The organism is Campylobacter sp. MIT 12-8780 (genome assembly GCF_006864535.1).
Classification (GTDB): domain Bacteria; phylum Campylobacterota; class Campylobacteria; order Campylobacterales; family Campylobacteraceae; genus Campylobacter_D.
In genome coordinates this window covers 54814-80599 of record NZ_QHLL01000009.1, presented here as the reverse complement: position 1 = coordinate 80599, position 25786 = coordinate 54814, and the positions used below count along the sequence as shown (strand labels likewise).

The window sequence follows — 25786 nt, the reverse complement described above, 5'->3', positions numbered from 1 at the left end:
CGTGCCTATATACAATGTAGAAAAATACCTTAGAGAATGTTTAGATAGCATTGTCAATCAAACTTATACAAATTTAGAGATTATATTAGTCAATGATGGCTCTACTGATAACTGTGATGCAATTTGTGATGAATATGCTTTAAAAGATAAGAGGATTAAAGTTATACATAAAGAAAATGGTGGTTTGGGATCAGCCTATAATACGGGTTTAGATTTAGCTAGTGGAGATTATATAGGCTTTGTAGAAAGTGATGATTTTATAGAGCTTAATATGTATGAGCAATTGTGCAATAAGATTGTCCAACTTGATTGTGATATTTGTATAGGTATGTTTTTTTGGCATACAAGTGAAAACATTAGACCGAATTTTGATATATGCAAATTTGTAAAAAAACCAATTTTTAATATTCGGGATTATCCGCAATTTCTCTTGATGCATAGTTCAATTTGGGTTAAGTTATACAAGAGAAAAAGTCTTGGACAATTAAGATTTGTAGATTTTGGGGGCTCTGGATATTATTGTGATATTCCTTTTTGGGCTAATGCCTTATGTGAAGCAAAAAAAATGTGTAAAATTGATTCTTGTGTCTATCATTATAGAATTGACAATCCAAATGCTTCTTCCATAGGAACAAGAAGTGATAATAAGTTACTTCAAATCATTCCCTCTCTTAAAGAAACGGTATCTATATTTAAAAAATATGATTTATATAATTTACTACAAGAAGAAATAGTATATGGCACAATATTAACAGCCTTTAGATATTTTTCCAATATAGATGATCAATACAAACAAGATTTTTTCTTAAAATTAAGACAATTTGCTTTAGATTTTAACATAAACGAAAGATTTCATTTTTCGTGTTTCTATAAAGATTCATTTATAGGAGAATTAAGAAAAAAATTTTTACAAGCTGTATTAAAAAATGACTATCAACAAGCTGTTATTCTATCAAGAGCAATAAAAATTAATAATGCACAAGGCGTTATTAAGAGTCATTTAAGCTGGAAGATAGGAGAGGCTATTTTACAAAACTATAAATCTGCAAAAGGTATATTAAGGCTTCCTTTTATTATTGCTAAAATTGCCGCTTCCCATCAAAAGATAAAAATAGATTTTCCTTTAGAGGGATATAATGACTATGCAAAAGCTGTGGAAATGAAGCAAACTCTTACCTACAAACTTGGAAATACCTTTGTTCAATCATCTAGCTTTTGGGGTATGATTTGTCTACCATTTCAACTAGTTAAAATCTACAAGTGGTATAAACGTAAAATAAATAAAATTTACACTCAAGATGAAATCAATAAAATAATACTTAACGAACTCAAATTTATAACTGAAAAAATGAACGAAAATAGAGCTGATATACTAGCAGCTACTATGCACAAGCAAATTTTTTCTCAATATAATTTTGCTTTTGAAAATAAAGATATTGTCATAGTTGGCAATGGTGAATCTGCAAAATTATACACCAATCATATCAAAAATGCTATACACATAGGGGTTAATCGTTGTTTTCATATGAAAAATATAAATTTTGATTATATATTTTGTCATCACGCTTTATATCCCGAAGGAGATTGGGAGCTGATTAAATACATAGCAGAGAATCCTAATATACAATTTTTTATGGGTATTTTACCGACAACATTCCTAAGTAATCCTACGCATTATCGCCATTTAAGAGGAATTTATAGATATAAAAATGTCTCTCCTTATATTATACGAAAACAAGGTGATTTATGGTGTTATGATCTATCTCATGAACCATTAGCAGATTTATATAGTGTCATTTTTTCAGCCCTACAATTTGCTTGCTATACCCAGCCAAAAAGAATTTATCTAGTAGGTTGTGATTGTAATAATACGCACATTTCAACTTCCCAAGCTAGTATTAATGCATCTTATGAGCATCTATACTCAACCATAGAAAGAAAATGGACAATGGTTGTTAAACCTATACTTGATAAATTTTATTCAGATATAGAAATTATATCTTTAAATCCTGTAGGATTAAAAGGCCTGTTTAAAGATGTCTATACAAATTGATAAGGAAATCTATGTTTCATATTGTTTTTAACCTCAATGATAATTATGTAAAATACGTCGCAGTTTTAATAACCAGCATAATCAAAAATACTAACTCATTAAAAAAAATTAAAGATTTTTTTAATGAAACAGCTACAAATAAAATAAACTTCAAACAACTTGGATACCAATCTTTACACGAATGTGAAGAAGGATATGTATTTCATCTTCTTACAGATGGCATTAAAAATGAAAACAAAATTAAATTGGAAAAATTTGAAGCCGAACTTAATACAATTTATCCTTGCAAGATAAAAATCTACACTTTAGATGATACTTTTTTAAAAATATACTCTTTGCCTAAAATACAAGGGAGTCACTTGGCATATTTTAAATTAAGAATGGCTTCTTCTTTGCCAAATGAAATTTCAAAATGTCTTTATTTAGATGTGGATATGTTAGCAGTTTCAGATATAAGAGAAATTTTTACACTTGATTTGTGCAATAAAATAATTGCTGCTGTAGGATGTTTTAGACAATACCCTCCTTTAAAAGCTAAAATAAAACATCTTGATGATTTTAAACTTGAACCTTTTCATTTTAATACTGGATTTATGTTTATTGATTTAGATTTATGGAGAAAAGAAAAAATCGAAGAAAGGTGTTTTGAATTTATGGCAAAATTTCATTTAAATCACCTTGGTGATGAATGTGCGATCAACGCCATTACTGCAACTAATAATAGATATTTAACTATACCTTTACGATGGAATTTAACTTTTGGAACAGCAAATATAGACAACAACTCATTCAATGATATACCAAAACCAGAAAAGAATGCTCATTATGATATGACCAAACTGGATTTTGAACATGAATTAGAAAATCCAAGAATCATCCATTTTACAGGTGGAGGAGATTTTCCAAATCCTTGGGGTTCTTTATACAAAACGCTTAATTACAATTCTTTAATTCCTTTACACTACCAATATAGAAAAAAATGGTGGGAAATAGCCTTAGAAACTCCTATTTTTTGTGATGAATTGCAAAATATCAAAAAAAATCTTAAAGAAAATCAACTTAACGATCTTAGGCAATTGCTACAACTTAGATTTAGAGATATTAATATCAAAGCTGCACAATTACAAAATTCCATTATTCAATTTTCTAAACAAAAAAATACTTCAAATATAGGAGCAGTCTATAAAATCAAAAACCAACTTAGTTATAAACTTGGTGAAATAATGATAAAAAACTCAAAAAACTTGATGCAAATACTCCAACTTCCTTTTAAGATCAAGCAAATTTCAAGAGAACACAAAGAAAAACAAAACATTTATAATACTCTCATAGAGTTGAAACCCGAACTAAAATTACAAAATATAGAAACCTATCCAGACTATAAAGAAGCCTTAAAGCTTAAAGAACAGCTTCCATACAAACTAGGTGAAGCTTTTATCAAAGCTTATAACAATCGCTGGGGGGGGGGGATTGTCAAATTCTTTTTTATCGATATGCCTAAGATAAAAAAAGAATTTAAAGATGAGTAAAAAATAAAGAGAAATAAAAGATGAAAAATGCAAAAGAGATTAAAATAGCTTCAATTACCATATCAAAAGATACACAGCCTCTTGTTGTGCCTGAAATTGGCATTAATCATAATGGTAGTTTAGAGCTTGCAAAGCTTATGGTAGATAGTGCAGCTCGTGCTGGAGCTAGGCTCATAAAGCATCAAACTCATATTGTTGAAGATGAGATGAGTGAAGCTGCAAAAAGTGTAATACCTGGAAATGCAAAAATTAGCATTTATGAAATCATGCAAAAATGTGCTTTAAATGAAAAAGATGAAAGGGCATTAAAAGAGTATAGTGAAAGTAAAGGACTTGTCTATCTTAGCACACCTTTTTCAAGAGCTGCAGCGAACCGACTTGAAGATATGGGTGTTTTAGCTTATAAAATAGGCTCTGGAGAATGCAATAATTATCCCTTAATCAAACACATAGCAAGCTTTAAAAAGCCTATGATTTTAAGCACAGGCATGAACTCACTTGCAAATATAAAAGAAAGCGTAGCTATCTTAAGAAAAGCCGAAGTGCCTTTTGTCCTGCTTCACACAACCAATCTTTATCCTACCCCACAAAAGCTCGTGCGTTTAAATGCTATGAAAGAACTTGAAAAAGAATTTGACTGCCTTGTAGGATTAAGCGATCATACCTTAAATAATCTTGCTTGCCTTGGAGCAGTTGCACTTGGAGCTTGTGTGCTAGAAAGACACTTTACTGATACTATGCATAGAGAGGGACCAGATATAGTTTGCTCAATGGATGAACATGCCCTAAAAGAGCTTATTATACAAAGTGAGCAAATGCGTATAATGAGAGGAGATGGGGCATTAAAGCAAGCAGCAACAGAGGAACAAGTTACCATAGACTTTGCTTTTGCAAGCGTTGTAAGTATAAAAGATATTAAAAAAGGAGAGCTTTTAAGCAAGGAAAATATTTGGGTAAAAAGACCTGGCAAAGGCGGAATTCATGCTAAGCATTATGAAAGCATACTTGGCAAAAAAGCTAAAAAAGATATAACTCATGACACGCAATTGCAATTTGAGGATTTTGAGTGAAAAAAATAGTTTTTGTAACCGGCACTAGGGCTGATTTTGCAAAGATAAAATCCTTAATGCTAAAAGTTGAAGAAGCTCCAAATTTTGAGCTTTTTATCTTTGTAACAGGCATGCATATGAGCAAAGGTTTTGGCTTTACAGCTGATGAGGTAAGTAAGGCAGGATTTAAAAATATATTCCGCTTTATAAACCATGATAGATATTATCAAATGGATAAGGCTTTAGCCTCTACTATAGATGGTTTTTCAAGATTTGTTGTTGAAATACAGCCTGATCTCATCGTGGTTCATGGCGATAGGATAGAACCACTTGCTGCTGCAAGCGTAGGAGCATTAAACAACATACTTGTAGCTCATATTGAAGGAGGCGAGCTTTCTGGCACTATAGATGATAGTTTAAGACATGCTATCTCAAAACTCGCTCACATTCATTTAGTCAATGATGAAAAGGCTAAAAAAACCCTTATGCAACTTGGAGAAGATGAGCAATCAATTTTTATCATAGGTTCTCCAGACCTTGAAATTTTAGCTAATAATAAAGTCTCACTAGAACAAGCAAAAAGCTATTATGAAATAAATTTTCAAAATTATGCTATCGCTACACTTCACCCTGTTACAACCGAGTTTAACTCTATGAAAGAGCAAGCCTTTGAATTTGTAAAAGCCCTCAAACAAAGCGCTAAAAACTATATAGTGATTTATCCAAATAATGATTTAGGTTTTGAGTTTATCATGCAAAGCTATGAAGAGCTTAAAAACTTACCAAATTTTAGACTATTTTCTTCTTTGCGTTTTGAGTATTTTATCACTCTTTTAAAACATGCTGATTTTATCATAGGCAATTCAAGCTGCATACTTAAAGAAGCCTTATATCTTAAAACACCAGGAATTTTAGTCGGATCAAGACAAAATAACAGATCAGGCTCTCAAAGCGTAACAAAAGTGCCAGCAAAAGCAGAAAAAATTCTAAATGCCATAGAAAATGTGCATAAAAATAAAAATACCAAACAAGAAAAACCAAAGCTTATCAATAGCTCAAAAGAGTTTTTTACTCATCTTGAAAAAGGGGATTTTTTTAAGATTTCTAAGCAAAAAGTGTTTAAGGAGTTATGATGAATGATATTAAGCAAGCAAGTCAGCATGAAATACGATTTTGCCATATAGATGAAGCTGATCTACTCATGAATTTCATAGAAAATCACTGGAAAAAAGGGCATATACTGGCTCATTCTAAAGAATTGCTTGATTTTCAGCATTTAGATAAAGAAAACAAAAGATATAATTTTGTCGTAGCCTTCAACACTCAAAGCAAGGAATTTGATGCCATACTTGGTTTTATCCCACTAAGTAAGTATGATATAAGCTTAAAAAGCTTAAATGAGTATTGGCTAGCTATTTGGATGGTAAAGAAAGAATTTGCAAAACATGGCATAGGCTTAAAATTGTATTATCATTTTATCAAATGCTTTGAGCCTTCAAGTATTGGTATAATAGGCATTAGTGAAGATGCAAAAAAAATTTACAAGGCGTTTAAATATAAAATCGATTTTTTACAACATTTTTATATCAAAAATGAGACTTTAAAGGATTTTAAAATCGCTTCATTTTCTCAAAATTTACAAGCTTTAAGCTCCTCATCTACTCATAAAATAGAACAAATTTCTTTAGCTTCTTTTAAAAATACAAAGTTATTTTTAGCTCATTCACCACGAAAAAGTTTGGATTTTTTTATCAATAGATATGAAAAACATCCCTTTTATACATATGAATTCTTTGGAATTTTTGAAAAAGATTTTTTACAATGTATTCTAGTTATGAGAGAAAACAAAATACAAGGGGCAAAATGTTTAAGAATAGTTGATTTTGCAGGAACTTTCCCAAACAATCTTTATGCTCAGTTTCAAACCCTACTTCAAAAAAGGCAGTGTGAATACCTTGATCTACTTTGTTATACAGAAAATGCAAGTGAAATTCTAAAAGCTGGTTTTATATGTAAAAATGAACAGGATTTAGTGCCAAATTATTTTGAACCCTTTGAGAAAAAAAATGTAAATATAGAATTTGCTTATAAAACCGAAGCTAAAGATTATATACTTTGTAAGGCTGATGGCGATCAAGATAGACCAAATATACTTCCTTTAAGCTCTGGGGGGGGGGCTTTAATTCATGAAAGGCTCAAAAGCTCTAGCTTTTATCCTCCATACCCTTATCATTTTAAGAACTTACTATGTGCTTAAAGTGCTTTACTGGGGTATTGCTATGAAAAAAATCATTATACTTACAAGCAATGAGCTAAGACATAGCTTTATGCGTAAAGCGATAGCTTTAGATAGTGAAATTGAGGTTTTAAAAAGCTATTGTGAGCTAAAAAACACTCAAGCATATACATATACAAATGCACAAGACTTGCAAGAAAAGCATCTTGCTTTAAGACTTCAAAGTGAAAAGGATTTTTTTCAAGCCTTTGTTGATCTAAGTCCTGATTTATCAAAGCCTCATTTTATACCAGATAAAGCTATTAACAATCAAGAATTTATAGATGAGATCATTGATTTAAAGCCTGATTTGCTTATAGCTTATGGTTGTTCTTTGATAGAAGCTCCATTGATTGATTTTTTTGGCAAGGCTTTTTTAAATGTGCATTTGGGCTTATCTCCATATTATAGAGGCAGTGGAACGAATTTTTTTCCTCTTGTAAATAATGAACCAGAATTTGTAGGTGCAAGCTTTATGTATATAGACAAAGGCATTGATACAGGTGATATTATCCATCAAATTCGTGCTGAAGTTTGCATAAATGATGACTGCCATAAAATAGGCAATAGGCTAATTGCTAAAGTTGCAAGCACCTATAAGGACTTAATTAAAAATTATGAAAACTTAGTTCCCCTAAAACAGCCAAACGACAAAAAAAGCGGTAAGCTCTATAAAAAGAAAGATTTTACCCTAGAAGCCACATTGAAAATGTATGATAATTTTGCCAATAATTTGGTAGAAAAATACCTACAAAAACCAGAATCGCAAAAAGCTTCAATCCTAGAAAATCCAGCTCTAACAAAGGACAAACAATGAAAACCATAATGTATCACTATGTAAGAAAAAGCGATAAAAACTTCCCATATTTTCGCTATCTTTCAGTTGAAAATTTTAAAAAACAGCTTGACTTTTTTGAGCAAAAATTTGGCTTTGTAAAATATGAGGATTTTTTAGCGCTTTGTGAAAATCCTCATGATGAACATATCTTTGCTAAAGTAAAAAATAAAATTTTACCCAGCTTTGATGATGGCTTTATCGATCATTATAGTTTTGTTTTACCAGAATTTTTAAAAAGAGGAATTTTTGGTTTATTTTTTATCCCAACAGGAGTGTATGAAAGACAAAAAGCACTTGATGTGCACCGCATTCATTATCTACTAGGCAAGATAGGGGGGGGGGGCTTTGATGGAAGAAGCTAGGAACTTAGTTTGTGAAAATATGCTTGAAATGGATAAGCTAGAAAATTTCAAAGCCAAAACCTACACAAAACAAGATAATGATGAAGCAACGCAGGATTTTAAAAAGATGTTTAATTATTATATAAAATATGAATTTAGGGAACAAATTTTAGATGAACTTGTGAAAAAATTTGCAAATGATGAGCTTATATTTAAAAATCTCTATATGAGCGAAAAAGAACTTATAAAAATGCATGAAAACAAAATGATACTTGGCTCTCATAGCGTTAAGCATTTTGTCTTTTCAAAGCTGAGTGAAAATGAGCAAATCAAAGAAATTCATCATTCTTTTGATTTTTTAGAACAGCTTTTGACAAAGCTTGAAACAAAGCTTTTTTGTTATCCTTATGGGGGATTTCACACCTTTACAGACTTTACTGAAAAAAGCTTAAGTGAATTTGGTGTAGCTTTTTCTTTCAATGTAGAATCAAGAGATACAAAGTTAGAGGACTTAAAAATGCGTCCGCAAGCTCTGCCAAGATATGATTGTAACGAATTTGACTTTGGCAAAGCCAGTTTTGGTTAAGGAAAAGTCATGACTCTAGCGATAATCCCAGCAAGGGCTGGCTCAAAAGGCATAAAGAACAAAAATCTTGCCCTACTTGATGGCAAGCCTTTACTTTATTACACTTTTGAAGCAGCTAAAAAAGCTACTTGTATAGATGAAATTGTTTTAAGTAGTGATTCTAAAGAATATCTAGCCTATGCTAAAGAAAACAACATTAAACCTTTGCTTCGCCCTCAAGAACTTGCAACAGATAACGCTAGAAGCGATGGCTTGATACTGCACGCCTTAACACATTTTGAGGGCTTTGAAAATATTATCCTACTTCAACCAACTTCACCTTTTAGAACACACAAGCACATTGATGAAGCCTTTCATAAATTTCAAAGCGAACATGCCAATAGCTTAATGAGTGTTAAGCTAGCTGACAAAGAGCTGTTAAAAGCTTTTATCTTAGATGAAAATGGGGACTTAAAAGGAATTTGTAATAATGACTTTCCTTTCACACCTCGTCAAGCTTTGCCTGAAGTTTTTATGAGCAATGGTGCAATTTATATAGTAAAAACAGAACTTTTTAAAAAACACAAAAGCTTTTTAATCCCAAAAAGCCTGCCTTATATAATGAGCGAAAAAGAAAGTCTTGATATAAATACTAAAGAGGATTTAGAAAAAGCAAATCAAATTTTAAAGGAGAAACAATGAAAAAAATCATCATCTTTGGTGCAGCTACTGGCGGTAGAGAAGTCGCTGCTCAAATTTTAAATAATAGGCTGGGGGGGGGGGTATGAAATACTCTTTTTTGTGGATAATGATTCAAAAAAGCATGGCACGATGATTGAATTGCAAGAAAAAAGCTTTATGGTGCAATCACCTCAAATCTTAACACAAACAAATTTTGATCAAATTTTTGTAGCTTCAGTTTGTGGAGAAGACATTATAAAGCAACTTAAAGATGAGTTTAACATAGCTCAAGATAAGATCATTAATCCTTTTTATCAAAGTTATTATGAACCACTTGAAAAATTTTTAGCTAAATTAGCTCAAATTTTTTCCCAAAAGGATATTAAAGGAAGCATAGCTGAACTTGGTGTATATCAAGGCGATACTGCAAAAAGATTCAATAAATACTTTCCAGATAAAAGCTTATATCTTTTTGATACCTTTGAAGGCTATGCAAAAGATGATATTGAAAAAGGAGACAATATTTTTGCCAAAGAATTTGGAGAAGGGCATTTAAGCAATACTTCTAAAGAGCTGGTTTTAAGCAAAATGCCAAACCCTCAAAAAGTCATTATCAAGCAAGGTTGGTTTCCACAAACCACACAAGGGCTAGAAAATGAAAAATTTTGTCTGGTTAATCTTGATCCGGATTTATACAATCCTGTATTAGAGGGTTTAGAGTTTTTCTATCCTCGTTTAGTGAAAAATGGGGTGCTTTGCGTGGCTGGATATTTTTCATTACATAGCGGAGTAAAAAAAGCCGTTGATGAGTTTAGTGAAAAATACAAACTTGATTTTATACCACTAGCCATTGGTAACTGGGTAATTTTTGTCAAAACATAAATTTAAAGGAGAACAAATGTTTCACATCGCTTTTACCATAGATGAAAAATACATTAAATATTGTGCTGTTACTATGACAAGCATAGTTAAACATACTGATACTACTCTTGTTTTTAAGGATTTTTTTACTCATTTAGCCTTAGATAAAGAGCTTGAAAATTATGCAAGATTGGACTATGAAAGCTTAAGTCAGCTTGAGCAAAAAGAAGGCTATGTTTTTCATATCATCATCAATGCCATCAGTGAGCATTCAAGAGCAAAGCTTAAAAATTGCATTGATGAATTAAACAAAATATATCCTTGCGAGCTTGAAATTCATCTTGTTGATGATAAACTTTTTGAAGAAGAACTTAAAGTGCCAAAATGGAAAAATTGCTATGCAGCATATTATAATTTACTTGTGGGTGATTTTGTATCAGCTCAAACCTGCCTTTTTATCGACGCTGATATGCTTGTAATGAAAGACATAAGAATGCTTTTTAGCCTTGATTTTAAAGATAAAAGCTTAATAACAGCTTATATATTTGAAAATAATACAAACAATCTTAGCATAAATTCTGGTTTTATTTATTTTAATCTCAAACACTGGAATGCAAGAACTTTAAAGCAAAAATGCTTAGAATTTGCTAAAAATCCCAATAGAAAAATTTACTCCGATCAAGATATATTTAATGCAATATGTGCTAATGATACTTTAAAAATTCCAATATATTATAATTATTGGCTTCAAACTCATGATTCAGATAAAAAAGATATCTTTGCTTACGAGGATTTCAAGCAGTTTAAACAAAGAGTAAAAATCATTCATTATATACGTCCTAAGCCTTGGCTACAGCTTTATGATTATATGAATTTTCGTGGAGGCTATGCTGATAGCATATTTTATTATAACAACTATCTTGATTTGTGGTGGGAGATGGCTTCTAAAACACCTGTTTTCAAAGAAGAACTTTTAGATGAAAAAATCAAGCTTAATGTAGATTTTGCTTACAAATTACAAAAACTCGCCCAAGAAAAGAAAAAGTTAGAACAAGAAAAGATCAATTTACTTACCATAAATAAACATACAGAACAAAAACTTGCACAAGAATTGCTGATAAGAACAGGTGCAAAACAAAGAATTTATAATCATCTTTCATATAAAATGGGCATGGTGATGATAGAAAATTCAAAATCTTTACTTGGATATATAAGAATGCCTTATGTATTATCTTATATCAAAGATAAACATAAAGAAGAACAAAGAATTTATCAAGAAAAAATAAAAAACAATCCAAGCTTAAAACTTCCTCCACTTGAAACTTATGCAGACTATAAAGAAGCTTTAAAACTTAAAGAACATTTATCATATAAACTTGGTGAAGCTTTTATTAAAGCTTATAATAATCGCTGGAAGGGGGGGGGGCTTATCAAATTCATTTTTATCGATGTGCCTAGGATAAAAAAATTAAGACGAAATAAGCTAAATAAATAAAATATATAAGTTTTACAAACTCATATACTCTCTACTTTGTCCCAAGCGATAGAGTGCAAAGTCGTATTTTATAGGATCGTTTGGATCAAATTGACGCAAATTTTGAGTAAGCTCGAGCACGGCTTTAAAATCATAATTTTTTCTTTGCATAAGTTTTAGTTTTAAAGCGACTTTGTGCGTATGTGTATCAAGCGGGATAAACAAATCCTTAGCTTTGATTTCATCAAAAAGCCCCATATCTAAGGCATCTTTTCGCACCATCCAGCGAAGATACATATTGTAACGTTTTAAGGGTGATTTTGGTTCGTTTAAAAAAGACTTTGAAAAGAAAAACTCATAGCCATAACTTCTATATGGATTCAAACGATAAATTTCATCAATAAATGCTTTAAGTGCGTATATCATGCCTTTTTCTTGATAGTTTTTTGTGAAAAAATCCTTAAGTGTGTATTTTTGCACGAAACGTCTTAGGGTAATGAAAATTTGCTCTATATCCTTGCTGTTTTCAAAGCGATATTTAAGTTTAGCTTGTGAAAAATAGCTTTTTATCGCCTTTTCATCAAGTTTTAGCACGGAAAAATCAAGTTTTTGCAAGAAATTCACTATATTTTTAGCATTGCCATACGCAAATAAAGCACAGATAAGACTTATAAGCTCATCTTGATGAACTTTAGCAATCTGCAAAGGATCAGGAGCAAGAGCTAGAGCTTCAAGCGTGTTTTTCTCACGCGCAAAGTGTTCTAGCCTTTTCTTTAAAGCAAGCACTTATGACTTAAGTCCAAGCAAGGTATCAAGCATTTGATCGACGGTAGTAACGACTTTTGAAGCCGCTCCATAGCTTGCTTGATATTGAATAAGAGCTGCTAATTCTTCGTTTGTATTAACGCCATTTAAAGACTGAAATTCTTCATACACAGAATTATACAAAGTCGTATTTGTAGCGTGAGTGTTGTTGTTTGTCTCGCCATCAGTTGCGATTTTTCCTGTAAAAAGGCGGTAGTATCCGTCCAAAGACTTTTTGACTATAGTGCCATCTTCATTGTAAAAATTTACCTCATCATACTGAAGTTGTTGTAAGGCATTTGCTACTTCATTGCCCCCATCAGCACCATTATAGCTTGCTCTAAGCTTGCTTGGATCGCTTAGGTATTCTGTTTTTACACGAATATCACTTGCGCTTGAGCCACTGAAAAAACCACCTATATTTAAAGAGCCACTGAAATTTGTGCCTTTATCTTCTATGGCGATTTTATAGTTTGGATTGATAAGATTGATTTGAAAAAGTCCAGATTCGCTTCGAGTATCATAATTAAAAGTCGCTCTTAGATAATCATCTATATCATCAAGTCCATTGTTATTTGCATTATCATCGGTGTTTGAATTGATTTGATTGACAATATCTTGCATAGTTGTATTAACATCTATGGTAATAGTTTTAGTATTGACTTTATTGCCCTTATCATCATACAACACCAAATCAAAAGTGCCTATTTGTATGTTTTTATCATAACTTATTAAACTTGTATTATTATCAAGATGAGGCAGGGTATCTGAGCTTAGAGAACTTTTTGCTGATGAAGCGTAGATATTATTTGTTTGTGTAATGAGTGTTTTTGTGAAAGTATTCATCATATCTTTATATTCTTGAATCATACCACCATCATAACGTTGCTCATCTTTGATATAAGTTCTTCCTCGAAGCTCAAGCTGTGCGCCTAGCTTACCGCCTGAAATTCTTGTCGTAAGATCAGTAATCCTTTCATCAGTTGTTTCATAGACGATTTTATGACTTCCGCTAACTTCATCTGTGATGATTTTCAATGGAACGAAATTTGAGCCATTTACGATCACATGTCCGTGCAAGGTAAGATTATAGTATTTGCCCCCATCTGTCATGGTTGATTCAAGCTGGCTGCTTTGTCCCATAATCGTCTTCGTTGCCACACCATCAACAAGTTTTGAAAGTGTAAGTTCAAGTTCATCTCGCTTGTCTCTAAGTTCGTTTGCGTGATCTGTATCAAGCACTTCTTGTTTGGCGATTTGCTTGTTGATATTAGCGATTTCTTCGCCTATAGAATTAATCTCATCAACCGTAAGTTTAATCTCATCATTTATGGTTTGCTCGATCTTAAGCATATCTTTATAAGTGCTATTTAAATGCTCTGTAAAACTTTGAGCAACTTTGACTAAATTTTCTTTAACCGCACCATCATTTGGAGCTGAAGAAAGATCATTCCATGCTTGATTATATGCTTCTAAATCCGCTAAAATACCATTTGTTTGTATATCCGGAAAGCGCTTGGCTATCTCTTCAAGCTTCGTTTTCATATAGTTTGTAAATTCAAGCTGTGTGCTTGCATCTTTTAGCTTGCTATAAGAGTATTCATCGTGGAGTCTAACTATGGTTTCGACATTTGTCCCCATACCGATTTCTAAGCCACCTTGCACATTATAATGCCCAGCAGTCGTTTGTATCACTCTTTGACGCGTATAAAAAGTGCTGTTGGTATTTGAGATGTTGTTTCCTGCAGTAGCGATTTGAATTTCTGAGGCTTTTAATCCTGTAACACCCTTATTTAAAGTAGCAAATATACTCATGATTTATCCTTTATACATTGAGCTTAAAAAGAGAAGCTACATCTGTCTTTGAATTTGTATAAGCATTATTCGTTCCACTTCCTTGATCAAACATATTGTTTAAAAGTCCATCAAAGAAATTTTTTACAACGATTACAAGTTTGGCGTATTCTTTATTGATAGTATGGAGGCTTTCAAGCTTGTTTTTAAAATTTCCAAGTTCAGCTTTATCCTCCTCATCAAGCAATTCAGCAAGGTTTTTCTTCCCATTATCACTTAAAGAAATAAGAGTATCATCAAGCTGTTTTTTCACAGCCTTAAATTCAGCTATAAGTCGGTTTTTGTTTTCAACACTTTCAGGAACACTTTTGTGTTTTCCTTCTTTGATATTGGCTATATCAAGTTGCGTTTGAGAGATAAGCTCGTCTAAAAGCTCGTTGCTTTTACGAAGATAATCCTTGATCATTTTTTCCCTTTCTTAGAGCCCAAACTCAAAAAAAGGGAAATGATCTTGTTAAAGTAGCGAATCGCTGATAGCTTGAGCGGTTGCGTTCATATCAAGCTTATATTCGCCTTTTTTGATCTGATCGGCTAGTTTTGATAGCCTTTCATTTTCCGTTTTTTGAGTCTCATTTGTTTTTGACTCTTTATTTAGTTGCGAAACATTTGTCGCCGTGCTTCCTACGAAGCTTTGTGTAAGCGCATTTATCATCCTAGACTCCCTTAAGTATTCTTTTCTACAAGCTAGATCGACTAAATGCGAAAAAACTTAAGCCCTTTCTTTCAAAAAATTAAACAATAATTGCGAAAAGCCCATTCCACCACTTAAAGCCTTACTCATGGTATCATTATACATAGAAGTATAGATATCATCACTTGCATCTTTTTCAAAAATCGAAGCCTTATTTTTCATCGAAATATCAAGCACGGTTTTAATCAAAAAGGCTTCAAACGCGTCAGTTTGCTCCTTTAAAGCCTTATCAAACTCAACATCTTCTTGTGTTTGGCTTTGTGTTTTGCTCGACTCAACCTCATTTTTAAAAGCCTTGCTCGCGTTAGCACTATATAAATTTGGCGTATGAGCATTAAAACTTGCCATAAAATTATCCACCTTCATCAAATCACCTCCAAATCAGCGTTAATAGCCCCTGCTCTTTTGAGGTTTTGCATGATAGAAATAATATCATTTGGGCTTGCACCGAGTTTATTAAGCATTCTTGCTACATTTGCTACGGTTGTTTTATTTGCGTTGATCCTTAGGGTATTTGATGTAGGATCGATGATACCGCCATCTTTCATATCAAGTTCGTTTGCTGCTAGTGGTGCTTGAGTGTTTGGTTCTATTTTGATGGTGATTTCTTTATGCGTGATTAAGATAGGCTCAACCTCGACATTTACTCCAGAGATGATAGTTCCACTTCGCTCATCAATAACGACTTTATTTTCTGGCACAAAGTCTATGTCTTGTTCTAAAACCCTTGCCATAAATTCAACCGATGAAACTTCATCTGGTTTTGTAAGGCGAATGGTGCGTGAATCAAGTGCTTGAGCGATCTCGCTATCAAAAGCGAAATTTAATGCCTTTTCTATATCATTTGCTGTTTTAAAGCTTGCTGTTTTAAGGCTTAGAGTAAGATTATCATTTTGACTGAAATTTTGAGGAATTTCTCGCTCAACACTTGCTCCAGCTAAAACAGAAGCGCTTGTAGAGTGATTGCCGCCGCGTCCGCCAGCTCCTCCTGTAATGCCTCCTGTTGAAACAACGCCTTGAGCGATAGCATAAATTTCACCATCTATCCCCCTTAATGCTGTAAGCAAAAGTGTGCCACCTTGCAAAGACTTTGCATCGCCCATAGAAGAAACGGTTATATCAAGTTTATCCCCACTTTTTGCAAAAGCCGGTAATTTTGCTGTAACCATAACAGCTGCGGTGTTTTTAGACTTTATGTCGTCTGGATTGACTTTTATATTCATACCTTGAAGTAAATTTGATATGGATTGAATGGTAAATTGTGAGTTTGTGCCATCTCCGCTGCCATTTAACCCCACTACAAGCCCATATCCTATAAGCTGATTATCACGCACCCCAACGGTGTTTGCCACATCCTTAACCTGCACCGCAAAGCTTGCGATACAAAGTGCAAGTATCATCAACGCTGCTTTCATTTGTCTTTCCTTGTCTTTAAATTTAAAAGCTTAAAAGCAATTTTCGTTCCAATTTTAAAAGTATTAAAGAAATTGTGTGCGTTGTTGTATCTTTTTAAAATTTAAAATATAGTTTTTGTTTTATGTGTTATGGCTGAATTTTAAGAGTTGTATTTTTTCAAGAGGCAGAATTTGCCTCTTGTTTTTGTTTATTCGCAAGTTTTTGGATCGATTTTTGATGCTGAAAATTCATTATCTTGCAATGAAAGTTTATTATTATAATCCATAACTTTAAAAGAATCTTTTGTTTCACCCTCTTTTCCGCCAATAACATAATGATTTATGTAAAAAATAGGGATATAAATTCTATCATACTTGCCAGACTTTAAGAAATTTTCATATTCTTCTACACTATCAGCAAATACTATGTTATATACATAGCCAGAAATACTCTCATATTTACAAATTTTAGCATTTGTTGGGATATTGTATTTTGCTTTTATTTCTTCATAGCTTAAGGTTTTGTTTTTTTGAGCTTTATCCATTTCTTTAGTTACATACAATGTAAGAATGTCTTCTTGAATTTCATTTTTTGGTTTAAAATTTCCAGAGTCTGAATCAGAAGAGCAAGCTGTAAGCACAGCACCTAAGATGAGGGTTGAAGTTAAAAGTTTTAAACTTTTCATAGAAATCCTTTGTAAAAAAATGATTTCAAATTTATCAAAAAAAAAAAAACAAAAAGTCAATGCAAATTTGCTTTTCTTGAAAATATTTTTCAAATTTACAAAAAGATAAGCTTTTAAAGTATGTAAAATCTGGCTCGCCAAATTTATAAATTTACAAGCCAGAGAAACAAATTCTAGCTATACATTAAAGCGAAAATGCATAACATCGCCATCTTGAACCACATAGTCCTTGCCTTCAAGGCGAAGTTTGCCAGCTTCTTTTGCTTTGGCTTCTCCCCCACAAGCGATAAAGTCCTCATAACTTATCACTTCAGCCTTGATAAAACCTTTTTCAAAGTCATTGTGTATAACGCTTGCTGCTCTTGGGGCTTTATCGCCTTTATAAATAGTCCAGCTTCTTACTTCTATCTCACCAGCGGTAAAATAATTAATAAGCCCTAGTTTATGAAAAGCGATTTTAATGATACTATTTAAGCCACTTTCTTTTGCGCCTAAAGATGCTAAAAGCTCGTTTGCTTCTTCTTCACTTAGTCCAACAAGCTCTTCTTCTATCTTTGCACACAACATGATCACTTCATGATGATGCGTTTTGGCGTATTCTTTCACAGCCTTTACATAAGCATTTTCCTTGCTTAAACTCGCCTCATCAACATTTGCCCCATAAATCACTTCTTTGGCTGAAAGCAAGCGAAGTTCTTTGTTAAGGCTTTTAAAAACTTCATTTTCTTTGTCTTCAAAACTGCTTGCACTTAAGCCTTTATTGAGGTGCTCTAACAAAGCATTAGCAAGCTCTAGGCTTTCTTTTGCACCCTTAGCATTTGCCCTTGCTTCTTTGTTTAGCCTTTCTATTTTTTTGCTAAGTTGTTCAATATCAGCTAAGATAAGCTCGGTTTGAATGATTTCTATATCTCTTATAGGATCAACCTCGCCTTCAACATGAGTGATATTTCCATCATCAAAGCAACGCACAAGGTGCAAGATCACCTCGGTTTCTCTTATATTTGAGAGGAATTTATTACCCAAGCCCTCGCCCTTGCTCGCTCCTTTTACAAGTCCTGCAATATCTACAAATTCTATCACAGAATGCAAGATTTTTTGAGGATTTACTATCTTAGCAAGCTCTTTTAGCCTAGTATCTGGCACATTAACAAGGGCTTTATTTGGCTCTATGGTGCAAAAAGGATAATTTGCACTTTGAGCATTTTGGGATCTGGTTAAGGCATTAAAAGTCGTGGATTTACCAACATTTGGTAAGCCTACTATACCTACTGAAAGGTTCATTTTTTTAAGCCCTTTTTCTCTTTTTCATCTTTTCTTGCAAGTTCTAAAAGATACGCTATACACATTCTTACCCCAGCTGCTGTTGCTCCAAAGTTTTGATAGCCCCAAGTTTTTTCCACATAAGCAGGTCCTGCTATATCAAGATGAAGCCATTTATCTTTATACTCTTTGCGGACAAATTTATCAAGGAATAGCCCAGCTGTTAAGGCTCCGCCGTATCTGCTTGTGCCTGTGTTACTTACATCAGCTATATTTGATTTGATAAGTTCTCTTAGATGAGGATTAAAATGCAAAACGCAAGCATATTCTCCGCTTTTTTTGCTCGCTTGATAAAAGTCATTTTGCAAGTCCTCGTTATTGCCCATAATGCCACTTGTATATTCTCCAAGTCCTACTACGCAAGCTCCTGTTAAGGTTGCCATATCGATGAGTAAATTTGGCTTTAAATCCTGAGCATAAGAAAGACAATCAGCCAAAACCAAACGCCCCTCAGCGTCTGTATTTCTTACCTCTATACTCACACCTTCTCTTGAGATGAGTACATCATCTGGCTTAAAGGCATTGCCTCCTATCATATTTTCAGTTGCTCCTAAAATCGCATGAATTTCAAAAGGCAGTTCAAGTTCAGCTGCAGCTTTGATGATACCCATAGCTGCAGCTGCTCCGCTTTTATCTGCTTTCATAGTCAGCATATAATCAGCCGGCTTTAAGCTCAAACCTCCGCTATCATAAGTAAGTCCTTTGCCTACAAATACTACCTTTTGCTTAGCATTTTTAGCTTTATAGCTTAGATGAATGAGGCGAGGTGGGTGGATAGAGGCTTTATTTACCGCTAAAAAGGCATTCATTTTTTCTTTGGCAAGGAAGTTTTCATCATACACCTTGCAAGTGATATTTTTATGTTCTTTTGCTAGTTTTTGAGCGTCTTCAGCCATTTTTAGCGGAGTGTAAAGCTCTGGGATTTCATTGACTATATCTTTGGTAAAATGACTTGCCTTGCTTAAAATTCTGCCAGCTTCTAAGCCCTCTTTTGCATCTTTTGCTTCATAAGTTTTGCCATTAAGTTCATCTTTTGAGATGATGAGGGTTTCAAGTTTAGTAGGCTTTTTTTCACTTTTGTATTTATCAAAATCATAGCTTGCAAACTCAATGCCCTCAACTATACTCGCAAAGCTTCTAAAAGTGCATTTTCCAACTACACAAGGGCTTTTTATGCTTTTAATATTAAGCATTTTTAAGGCTTTATACGCATTTGCAAAAGCTAAGCGAATGTCTTCATACTCAAGACTTTTAAGCTCTACAAAAAGCTTTTTGTTATTTATATCAAGGCAAAGTCCCTCGCCTTTATACTCTTGCAAGTCAAACAAAGCCTTGCTTTCTTTAAAAGGCTTGAGATTTTTCTCTTGCACAAAAACAAGTTCAAAATCAGCTTTTATAGCCTCAAGTTTTTTTTCACTCAGTTCAAATTTCATTTTCTGTTCCTTTTTCTTAATATCGCTTTTTCCATTTGTTTAAAACCAAAAATCATCAAAGATAAAAAGCTGATGATAAGTATAGCTGCATAATACCAATGCTCTTCAGCCCACTTAACGAATTTCCAAATTTCTTCTCCAAAAAACCAAGCCAAAAGTATGGTGATAGCCGCCCAAACCCAAGCTGAGATGAGATTGATAAAGGCAAATTTTTTCCCACTATAACGAGTGATACCTATACTCATAGGAATAACCGTCCTAAAGCCATACATATATCTTTGTATGAAGATGATAGGCCAGCCAAATCTTTGTAAGAGTAAATGCGCTACTGCAAATTTTCGCCTTTGGGAGCGAAGCTTTTTTTGAATGTATTTTTTGTTATATCTGCCTATATAAAAATAAATTTGATCGCCCACAAAGCCACCAAGCCCAGCTACAAAGATAACCATAGCTAAATTTACATGCCCTTCATGAGCAAAAATTCCAGCCAAAATCAAAGCAAGTTCGCCTTCTAAAATACACCATAAAAAAATGATAATATAGGCTAAATGCTGGTAGTTATACAGCAACTCTTTTAAATACTCTTCCATGCTTAAAACTCCAAAACACTATACACTGAAGTAAAATCCTCAAGCTTTTTTGCTCCACCAAGTGAAACAAGGTTGATTAAAAAACAAGCCTCGACACATTGAGCCTTAGCCTTTTTTATCAGCTCATAAGAAGCAAGAGCTGTGCCTCCTGTAGCTATAAGATCATCAACCAAAAGCACTCTAGCATCTTTTACCTCGCCAAAAGCATCTTGATGAATTTCTATGCTGTCATGTCCGTATTCAAGAGCGTATTCGCAGCTAAAGGTTTTGTAAGGAAGTTTGCCCGGTTTTCTAAGAGGCACAAAGGGTAAATTAAGCTTTGCGCAAAGTAAAGCCGCGAAGATAAAGCCCCTGCTTTCAGTGCCGGCGATAAAATCAAGCTCCTTGTCTTTATAACGAGCTTCTAAATGATCGAGCAAGAAAAACAAAGCGTCTTTGTTGTTAAGCAAGGTGGTAATATCTCTAAAAAGTATGCCTTTTTTAGGATAATCCGCAATGGTTCTGATCTTTGAAGCAAGAAATTCTTGCTCTTGTTGGGTAAGTTTTGTCATAATAATGCCTCTATTTTTGCTTCAAGCTCTTTAATCCTTTGCCTGAGCTTGTCATTTTCTAATCTATACTGGGAATTCCTCGTTCGAAGCGAGGTTAAATCGCTTTTGATTTTATTGAGCTCTTCGGTTAAAATGTCTATATTTCCTAAGCTTCTTTGAAGCTGAATTTGAAGCTTGCGAATGACGATTTCAGTGTCATCAAGGTTGTTTTTGATAAAATCTTTTGAAATTTTTTCTTTGCTTAGCAAGGTTTTGTAATACAAAAGCATAACAGTAAGATATAAACACAAACAAATCAATAAGGTTAAAACAAGCCAATCTAACAACATTTTTTTTCCTCGATTTTCTGCACTCTTTGAGTATGTCTGCCACCTTCAAATTCAGTATTTAGAAATTCTTTTATGATCTCTTTTGCACGATCAACGCTCACAAAACGCGCCCCAAGTGCGAGAACATTTGCATTGTTATGCTCTCTAGCAAGCCTAGCAGCTGTTAAGTCATTACACAAAGCGCAACGGATATATTTGTGTTTGTTTGCGGCTATACTCATACCAATACCTGAACCACAAATAAGTATGCCAAAGCTGTTTTCATCGATCTTTGAAGCAAGTAAATGTGCATAATCTGGATAATCACAGCTCGTTTCATCGTATGTTCCAAGATCATCAAAATCAAATTTTTGTTCCTCAAAGAAAGCACAAAGAGCTTTTTTTAGCTCAAAACCCGCATGATCGCTTGCGATATAAAGGTGTTTTTTTAGCATTTTTTTCCTAGAAAATAAACCCCCACAAAAGACAAAAACAGCTCTTGTGAATTTTAAAAGTATGATTATAACACAATAAAGTTATGAAAACAACCATTTTTTGTGTGTAATTTTACTGATTTGAGTTTCTTGTGCCTTGATTTTGTTCGCTTTCATCAGCACAAAGTTTATTTAAACCACGAAGCAAGTTTGTCAAAAAAGCCTTTTTGTTCTTGATGCAGTCCGTCTTCACTTACGCCAAAACTTTTGTTAAGCTCCTCAAGCAAAGTTCTTTGCTCTTCACTCAACTTGCTTGGAAACTGCACGGCAATTTGCACGATCTGCCTGCCTATTTTATTGCTGTGTATATCTTTTACGCCCTCATTTTCAAGCACAAAATGATCCTTGTCCTTTGCTCCAACAGGAAGTTCTAAAAAAGCAGAGCCCCTTATAGTAGGGATTTTGATCTTTTGTCCTAAAGCAGCTTGAGTGAAAAATACCGGAAATTCGATATAAATATCAAGATTATCTCTGATAAAATTAGCATCTTCTTCAACCAAAACAACGATATGCAAATCCCCTCTAGTGCCATTTTTAAGGATATTTCCCTTGCCTTGCACCCGCAAAATCATACCATTATCAATACCCTCTGGAATTTCAAGCTCGGTTTTTTCCTCAAGTTCGTTAAAGCCAGCACCTTTACAATCTGGGCATTTTTCTTTGATGATCTGCCCCATGCCATTACACGCTGAACAAGTTTGCACAAAAGTCATAAAACCTCGCGTAGAACCAACTTGCCCTTTACCATTGCATGTTGGGCAAGTTTGCAAAGCTCCGTCTTTTGAACCGCTCCCATCACAAGTTTTACAAAAACTTTTATAATGAAAATGAAGCGTTTTTTTACAACCAAATACCGCTTCTTTAAAGCTGATTTGAATTTGAGTTTTGGCGTTTTGGCTGTATTTGTTTTCTGGATTTGCTTTTTGTTTTGAACCTCTGCTAAAGCCACCTCCAAAAAAGCTTGAGAAAATATCGCCCAAATCAAAATCCTCAAAACCAAAACCACCTCCAGAGCTACCTTTCACGCCTTCTTTTCCATAGCGATCATACAAAGCCCTTTTCTTCTCATCGCTTAAAATTTCATAAGCTTCATTGATAAGTTTGAATTTCTGTTCTGAGTCGCTATCGCCTTGATTTCTATCTGGGTGGTATTTTAATGCAAGTTTTCTATAGGCTTTTTTTATCGTTTCTTTGTCAGCATCACGCGAAATTTCAAGAAGTTCATAATAACTTATTTCCACTTATTTTTCCTTTATTTTGTTTCGTTATAAATTTTAAAAAAAGTATTTTACCAAATTTTTTATAATTATTATTTAATCTTTGTTATAATAGCTGCATCAAAAATTTATTTTTCATTACAAAAGCATGGAGGAAGAGGAATGATTAGTGTCTTGATGATAGAAGATGATCCAGATTTTGCTACCTTGCTTTCTGAATACCTTGCGCAATTTAACATCAAAGTTACCAACTATGAAGACCCATATCTTGGGCTTAGCTCGAGCATTAAAAATTACGATTGCTTGATCTTAGATCTTACCCTGCCTGGTATTGATGGACTTGAGGTGTGCCGCGAGATCAGACAAAAAAGCGATATTCCCATCATCATCTCTTCAGCTCGTGGAGATATCAGCGATAAAGTCGTTGGCTTGCAAATCGGGGCTGATGATTATCTGCCAAAGCCTTATGATCCAAAAGAAATGTATGCAAGGATTATGAGTCTTATTCGTCGCTCTAAAAAACAAAGCGATCATGGCAATCAAACTATAAATTCAAGCTTTAGAGTTGATGAAAGAAAACATGAAATTTCATATAATGGCAATGTTTTAACCCTTACTCCAGCTGAGTATGAAATCCTTGATTATCTTATCCGCCAGCATGGTTTTTCAGTTTCAAGAGAACAGCTCGTGCAACACTGCAAAAGCCTCAAAGACAAAGACTCAAAAAGTCTTGATGTCATCATCGGACGTTTAAGAACAAAGATTAATGATAGCTCAAAGACACCAAAGCATATTTTTTCGGTAAGGGGCATAGGGTATAAACTCATAGGATGAGATCGTATTCTATTCGCACTAAAGTTAGTGTTTTATTTATCGTTGTTTTTTTGCTCGTTTGTGCTTTATTTGCCCTTTCTATCATTCTTGAGATGGATATACACCATGAAAATCAAAGCCTAAGACAACAAAATGTTATCAAATCGCTCACAAGCAATTACAACGCAAACTCAAATATAGATTTGCTAAACTACCTGCTAAGCAATAGTTTTAGTATCGTTAAAGGCGAAAGACTCTCAAATAAGATCAAAAGTAAAGGCAGTGAAATTTTTAAAGTTGCTACAAATTTTGGGGTTTTTACTTCCATTTCTTACAACAATCAGCTTTTTTTACAGGTGCAAAATGAAGATCACGATTTAATCCTAGAATCAAACAAAGAAAATACCTCTTTTAAATTTATCTTTTTGGGCTTTTTGCTTTCTTTGGCTTTAACGACTTTTTTATATATTTCTATCATTAACTCTTTAAAACCCCTTACAAAACTTCGCCTTGAAGTTGCCCAAACGGCAAGTGGTAAGAGCTTTTCGCCTCAAGGTTATCAAAACAATGAGATAGGCAAAATCGCTACTGAGTTTTACAACACTATGAATAAAAATCACCAACTCATAGAGTCAAGACAGCTTTTCTTACGCACTATAATGCACGAGATAAAAACACCCATAGGCAAGGGAAGAATTATCGCTGAAATGATAGAAGAAAACAAGCAAAAAGGACGTTTAATAGCGATTTTTGAACGCTTAAATTCACTCATTAATGAATTTGCAAAAGTAGAAAGCCTGCTTTCAAAAAATTATAATTTACAATTTAAAAACTACCATTTTTCAGAGCTTTTAAAAGAAGCAAAAATTTTTCTTATGCGAGATGACTTTGAACAAAGAGTGCAAGTAAAGCTTTTTGAAGACGCTATTTTTAAAGCCGATATTGAAATTTTTCCTTTGGTGATTAAAAACCTTATTGATAATGCGATGAAGCATTCAGATGATGAAAGTTGTATAGTAGAATGCTATAAAGATCATTTCGTGATTAAAAACAAAGCAGCCCCTTTAAAACAAAGTATTCAAGAATACTTCAAAGCCTTTACAAGAGATAAGGATAACAAAAGCGAGGGTATGGGGCTTGGGCTGTATATCATCGAAAGAATTTGTATGATGCATAATTTTAGTCTTGGTTACGCATACATAAATGGCTTTCATCAATTTCAAATCAATCAGGAAAAAAATAGTGCCACACAACAGCAGTGAAAAATTCAACGAACTCGTGCAAAGTTTTGCAAACCTCCCAAGTATAGGCAAAAAAACAGCCCTAAGACTTGCTTATACGCTCCTTGAAAATCACACTCTTGCTCTAAAACTTGCCCACAATATAGAAAATGCAGTCCGCTTTATCAAACCCTGCCAAAAATGTGGCAACCTCAGTGAAAATGAGCTTTGCGAAATTTGCAGTGATGAAAACCGCGATAAAAACTTACTTTGTGTGGTGCAAAGTGCTAAAGATATACTTATACTTGAAGAAAGCGGAAGTTTTGATGGGCTTTATTTTATCTTTGATGAGATCAGTGATGAACTTGTGCTAAAGCTTAGAAATTTCATCAGTGAAAATGCTTGCAAAGAACTGATTTTTGCTCTCACACACACTATAAATTCAGACGCTTTGATCTTTTTTATCGAGGAAAAACTCAAAGACTTTCATCTTCATTTCTCAAAAATTGCCCAAGGCATACCAAGCGGCGTGAGCCTTGAAAATGTGGATTTTATCTCTTTGCATAAGGCTATGGCATTTCGAACTAAGATCAAAGAGTGATAAGCAAAAATTAAGCAAAGGCAAGTTTTACTATTTTTAAAAACAAACCCAAAAAAGCCAAATAATCTACAAAAATTTATAAAAACCCAACTTCATTTTTAATCTAAAAATTTCCATCATCACTTAAAATTTCCTCCTCAAATT

At 33.5% G+C, this 25786-nt stretch carries 28 protein-coding genes; 14 read left to right on the top strand and 14 right to left on the bottom strand.

Features of this window, described 5'->3' with window-relative positions:
- The first annotated feature begins 1 nt into the window (after position 1).
- The 11 genes from DMB95_RS07805 to DMB95_RS07760 all read left to right on the top strand — a co-directional run bounded on the left by DMB95_RS07805 (position 2) and on the right by DMB95_RS07760 (position 11687).
- Positions 2-2053 carry a glycosyltransferase family 2 protein gene (locus tag DMB95_RS07805; protein WP_260604839.1) on the top strand — a complete coding sequence of 684 codons (2052 nt, stop codon included), beginning with the start codon at positions 2-4 and terminating at the stop codon, positions 2051-2053.
- Positions 2054-2064: 11 nt separating this feature from the next.
- Entirely contained in the window at positions 2065-3582 is a 1518-nt protein-coding gene (locus DMB95_RS07800; protein WP_142931597.1) for a glycosyltransferase family 8 protein, read from the top strand.
- 20 nt (positions 3583-3602) lie between these two features.
- Positions 3603-4652: an N-acetylneuraminate synthase gene (gene neuB / locus DMB95_RS07795; RefSeq protein WP_142931596.1), complete on the top strand. Its 1050-nt coding sequence runs from the start codon at positions 3603-3605 to the stop codon at positions 4650-4652.
- Positions 4649-5764, top strand: coding sequence for a UDP-N-acetylglucosamine 2-epimerase (gene neuC, locus DMB95_RS07790; RefSeq protein WP_142931595.1), 1116 nt, complete (start codon positions 4649-4651; stop codon positions 5762-5764). Before neuB ends, neuC begins: the two co-directional genes overlap by 4 nt.
- Positions 5764-6888 carry a hypothetical protein gene (locus DMB95_RS07785; protein ID WP_142931594.1) on the top strand — a complete coding sequence of 375 codons (1125 nt, stop codon included), beginning with the start codon at positions 5764-5766 and terminating at the stop codon, positions 6886-6888. The genes neuC and DMB95_RS07785 overlap by 1 nt, the downstream gene beginning before the upstream one ends.
- The gene (locus DMB95_RS07780) at positions 6818-7723 is read left to right on the top strand and encodes a formyltransferase family protein (protein ID WP_142931593.1); all 906 of its coding nucleotides are present in this window, start codon (positions 6818-6820) and stop codon (positions 7721-7723) included. The genes DMB95_RS07785 and DMB95_RS07780 overlap by 71 nt, the downstream gene beginning before the upstream one ends.
- Positions 7720-8106, top strand: a complete 387-nt coding sequence (locus tag DMB95_RS09780) for a hypothetical protein (RefSeq protein WP_238386991.1) — start codon at positions 7720-7722, stop codon at positions 8104-8106. The genes DMB95_RS07780 and DMB95_RS09780 overlap by 4 nt, the downstream gene beginning before the upstream one ends.
- Entirely contained in the window at positions 8093-8671 is a 579-nt protein-coding gene (locus tag DMB95_RS09775; RefSeq protein WP_238386989.1) for a polysaccharide deacetylase family protein, read from the top strand. The genes DMB95_RS09780 and DMB95_RS09775 overlap by 14 nt, the downstream gene beginning before the upstream one ends.
- Before the next feature lie 9 nt (positions 8672-8680).
- On the top strand, positions 8681-9352 hold the full coding sequence (locus tag DMB95_RS07770) for an acylneuraminate cytidylyltransferase family protein (protein ID WP_142931592.1): 672 nt from the start codon (positions 8681-8683) through the stop codon (positions 9350-9352).
- Between the two features lie 129 nt (positions 9353-9481).
- Positions 9482-10213, top strand: a complete 732-nt coding sequence (locus DMB95_RS07765; RefSeq protein WP_142931591.1) for a TylF/MycF/NovP-related O-methyltransferase — start codon at positions 9482-9484, stop codon at positions 10211-10213.
- Between the two features lie 16 nt (positions 10214-10229).
- On the top strand, positions 10230-11687 hold the full coding sequence (locus DMB95_RS07760; RefSeq protein ID WP_142931590.1) for a glycosyltransferase family 8 protein: 1458 nt from the start codon (positions 10230-10232) through the stop codon (positions 11685-11687).
- Positions 11688-11699: 12 nt separating this feature from the next.
- On the opposite strand, the gene DMB95_RS09580 is transcribed toward DMB95_RS07760, so the two are convergent.
- The 14 genes from DMB95_RS09580 to dnaJ all read right to left on the bottom strand — a co-directional run bounded on the left by DMB95_RS09580 (position 11700) and on the right by dnaJ (position 23032).
- Positions 11700-12452 (bottom strand): TIGR02757 family protein, encoded by a 753-nt coding sequence (locus tag DMB95_RS09580; RefSeq protein ID WP_185906688.1) that lies wholly within the window; start codon positions 12450-12452, stop codon positions 11700-11702.
- Complete coding sequence (flgK, locus tag DMB95_RS07755; RefSeq protein ID WP_185906687.1) at positions 12453-14285, bottom strand: flagellar hook-associated protein FlgK; 1833 nt, start codon at positions 14283-14285, stop codon at positions 12453-12455.
- Positions 14286-14295: 10 nt separating this feature from the next.
- On the bottom strand, positions 14296-14730 hold the full coding sequence (flgN, locus tag DMB95_RS07750; RefSeq protein ID WP_137633605.1) for a flagellar export chaperone FlgN: 435 nt from the start codon (positions 14728-14730) through the stop codon (positions 14296-14298).
- Positions 14731-14778: 48 nt separating this feature from the next.
- Positions 14779-14976, bottom strand: coding sequence for a flagellar biosynthesis anti-sigma factor FlgM (locus tag DMB95_RS07745; protein ID WP_137633606.1), 198 nt, complete (start codon positions 14974-14976; stop codon positions 14779-14781).
- A 57-nt stretch (positions 14977-15033) separates the two neighbouring features.
- On the bottom strand, positions 15034-15381 hold the full coding sequence (locus DMB95_RS07740) for a hypothetical protein (RefSeq protein ID WP_162056962.1): 348 nt from the start codon (positions 15379-15381) through the stop codon (positions 15034-15036).
- A complete protein-coding gene (locus tag DMB95_RS07735) occupies positions 15381-16430 on the bottom strand; it encodes a flagellar basal body P-ring protein FlgI (RefSeq protein WP_142931589.1) in 1050 nt (349 codons plus the stop codon). Before DMB95_RS07735 ends, DMB95_RS07740 begins: the two co-directional genes overlap by 1 nt.
- A 188-nt stretch (positions 16431-16618) precedes the next feature.
- Complete coding sequence (locus DMB95_RS07730; RefSeq protein WP_142931588.1) at positions 16619-17095, bottom strand: hypothetical protein; 477 nt, start codon at positions 17093-17095, stop codon at positions 16619-16621.
- A 177-nt stretch (positions 17096-17272) separates the two neighbouring features.
- Positions 17273-18376 carry a redox-regulated ATPase YchF gene (gene ychF / locus DMB95_RS07725; RefSeq protein WP_142931587.1) on the bottom strand — a complete coding sequence of 368 codons (1104 nt, stop codon included), beginning with the start codon at positions 18374-18376 and terminating at the stop codon, positions 17273-17275.
- Positions 18373-19848 carry a leucyl aminopeptidase gene (locus tag DMB95_RS07720; protein ID WP_142931586.1) on the bottom strand — a complete coding sequence of 492 codons (1476 nt, stop codon included), beginning with the start codon at positions 19846-19848 and terminating at the stop codon, positions 18373-18375. The genes ychF and DMB95_RS07720 overlap by 4 nt, the downstream gene beginning before the upstream one ends.
- A complete protein-coding gene (locus DMB95_RS07715) occupies positions 19845-20438 on the bottom strand; it encodes a DedA family protein (RefSeq protein WP_142931585.1) in 594 nt (197 codons plus the stop codon). The genes DMB95_RS07720 and DMB95_RS07715 overlap by 4 nt, the downstream gene beginning before the upstream one ends.
- Positions 20439-20440: 2 nt before the next feature.
- Entirely contained in the window at positions 20441-20989 is a 549-nt protein-coding gene (gene apt, locus DMB95_RS07710; protein ID WP_142931584.1) for an adenine phosphoribosyltransferase, read from the bottom strand.
- A complete protein-coding gene (locus DMB95_RS07705; RefSeq protein WP_137633614.1) occupies positions 20986-21318 on the bottom strand; it encodes a hypothetical protein in 333 nt (110 codons plus the stop codon). Before DMB95_RS07705 ends, apt begins: the two co-directional genes overlap by 4 nt.
- Positions 21309-21752 (bottom strand): ribose 5-phosphate isomerase B, encoded by a 444-nt coding sequence (gene rpiB / locus DMB95_RS07700; RefSeq protein WP_142931583.1) that lies wholly within the window; start codon positions 21750-21752, stop codon positions 21309-21311. Before rpiB ends, DMB95_RS07705 begins: the two co-directional genes overlap by 10 nt.
- A 167-nt stretch (positions 21753-21919) precedes the next feature.
- The gene (gene dnaJ / locus DMB95_RS07695) at positions 21920-23032 is read right to left on the bottom strand and encodes a molecular chaperone DnaJ (RefSeq protein WP_142931582.1); all 1113 of its coding nucleotides are present in this window, start codon (positions 23030-23032) and stop codon (positions 21920-21922) included.
- Positions 23033-23170: 138 nt separating this feature from the next.
- On the opposite strand from dnaJ, the gene DMB95_RS07690 reads away from it, so the two are divergent.
- The 3 genes from DMB95_RS07690 to recR are packed head-to-tail and all read left to right on the top strand — an operon-like array spanning position 23171 to position 25642.
- A complete protein-coding gene (locus DMB95_RS07690) occupies positions 23171-23842 on the top strand; it encodes a response regulator transcription factor (RefSeq protein WP_137633617.1) in 672 nt (223 codons plus the stop codon).
- A complete protein-coding gene (locus DMB95_RS07685; protein WP_142931581.1) occupies positions 23839-25083 on the top strand; it encodes an ArsS family sensor histidine kinase in 1245 nt (414 codons plus the stop codon). The genes DMB95_RS07690 and DMB95_RS07685 overlap by 4 nt, the downstream gene beginning before the upstream one ends.
- Positions 25025-25642: a recombination mediator RecR gene (gene recR, locus DMB95_RS07680; RefSeq protein WP_137633619.1), complete on the top strand. Its 618-nt coding sequence runs from the start codon at positions 25025-25027 to the stop codon at positions 25640-25642. Before DMB95_RS07685 ends, recR begins: the two co-directional genes overlap by 59 nt.
- Positions 25643-25786: the final 144 nt, after the last annotated feature.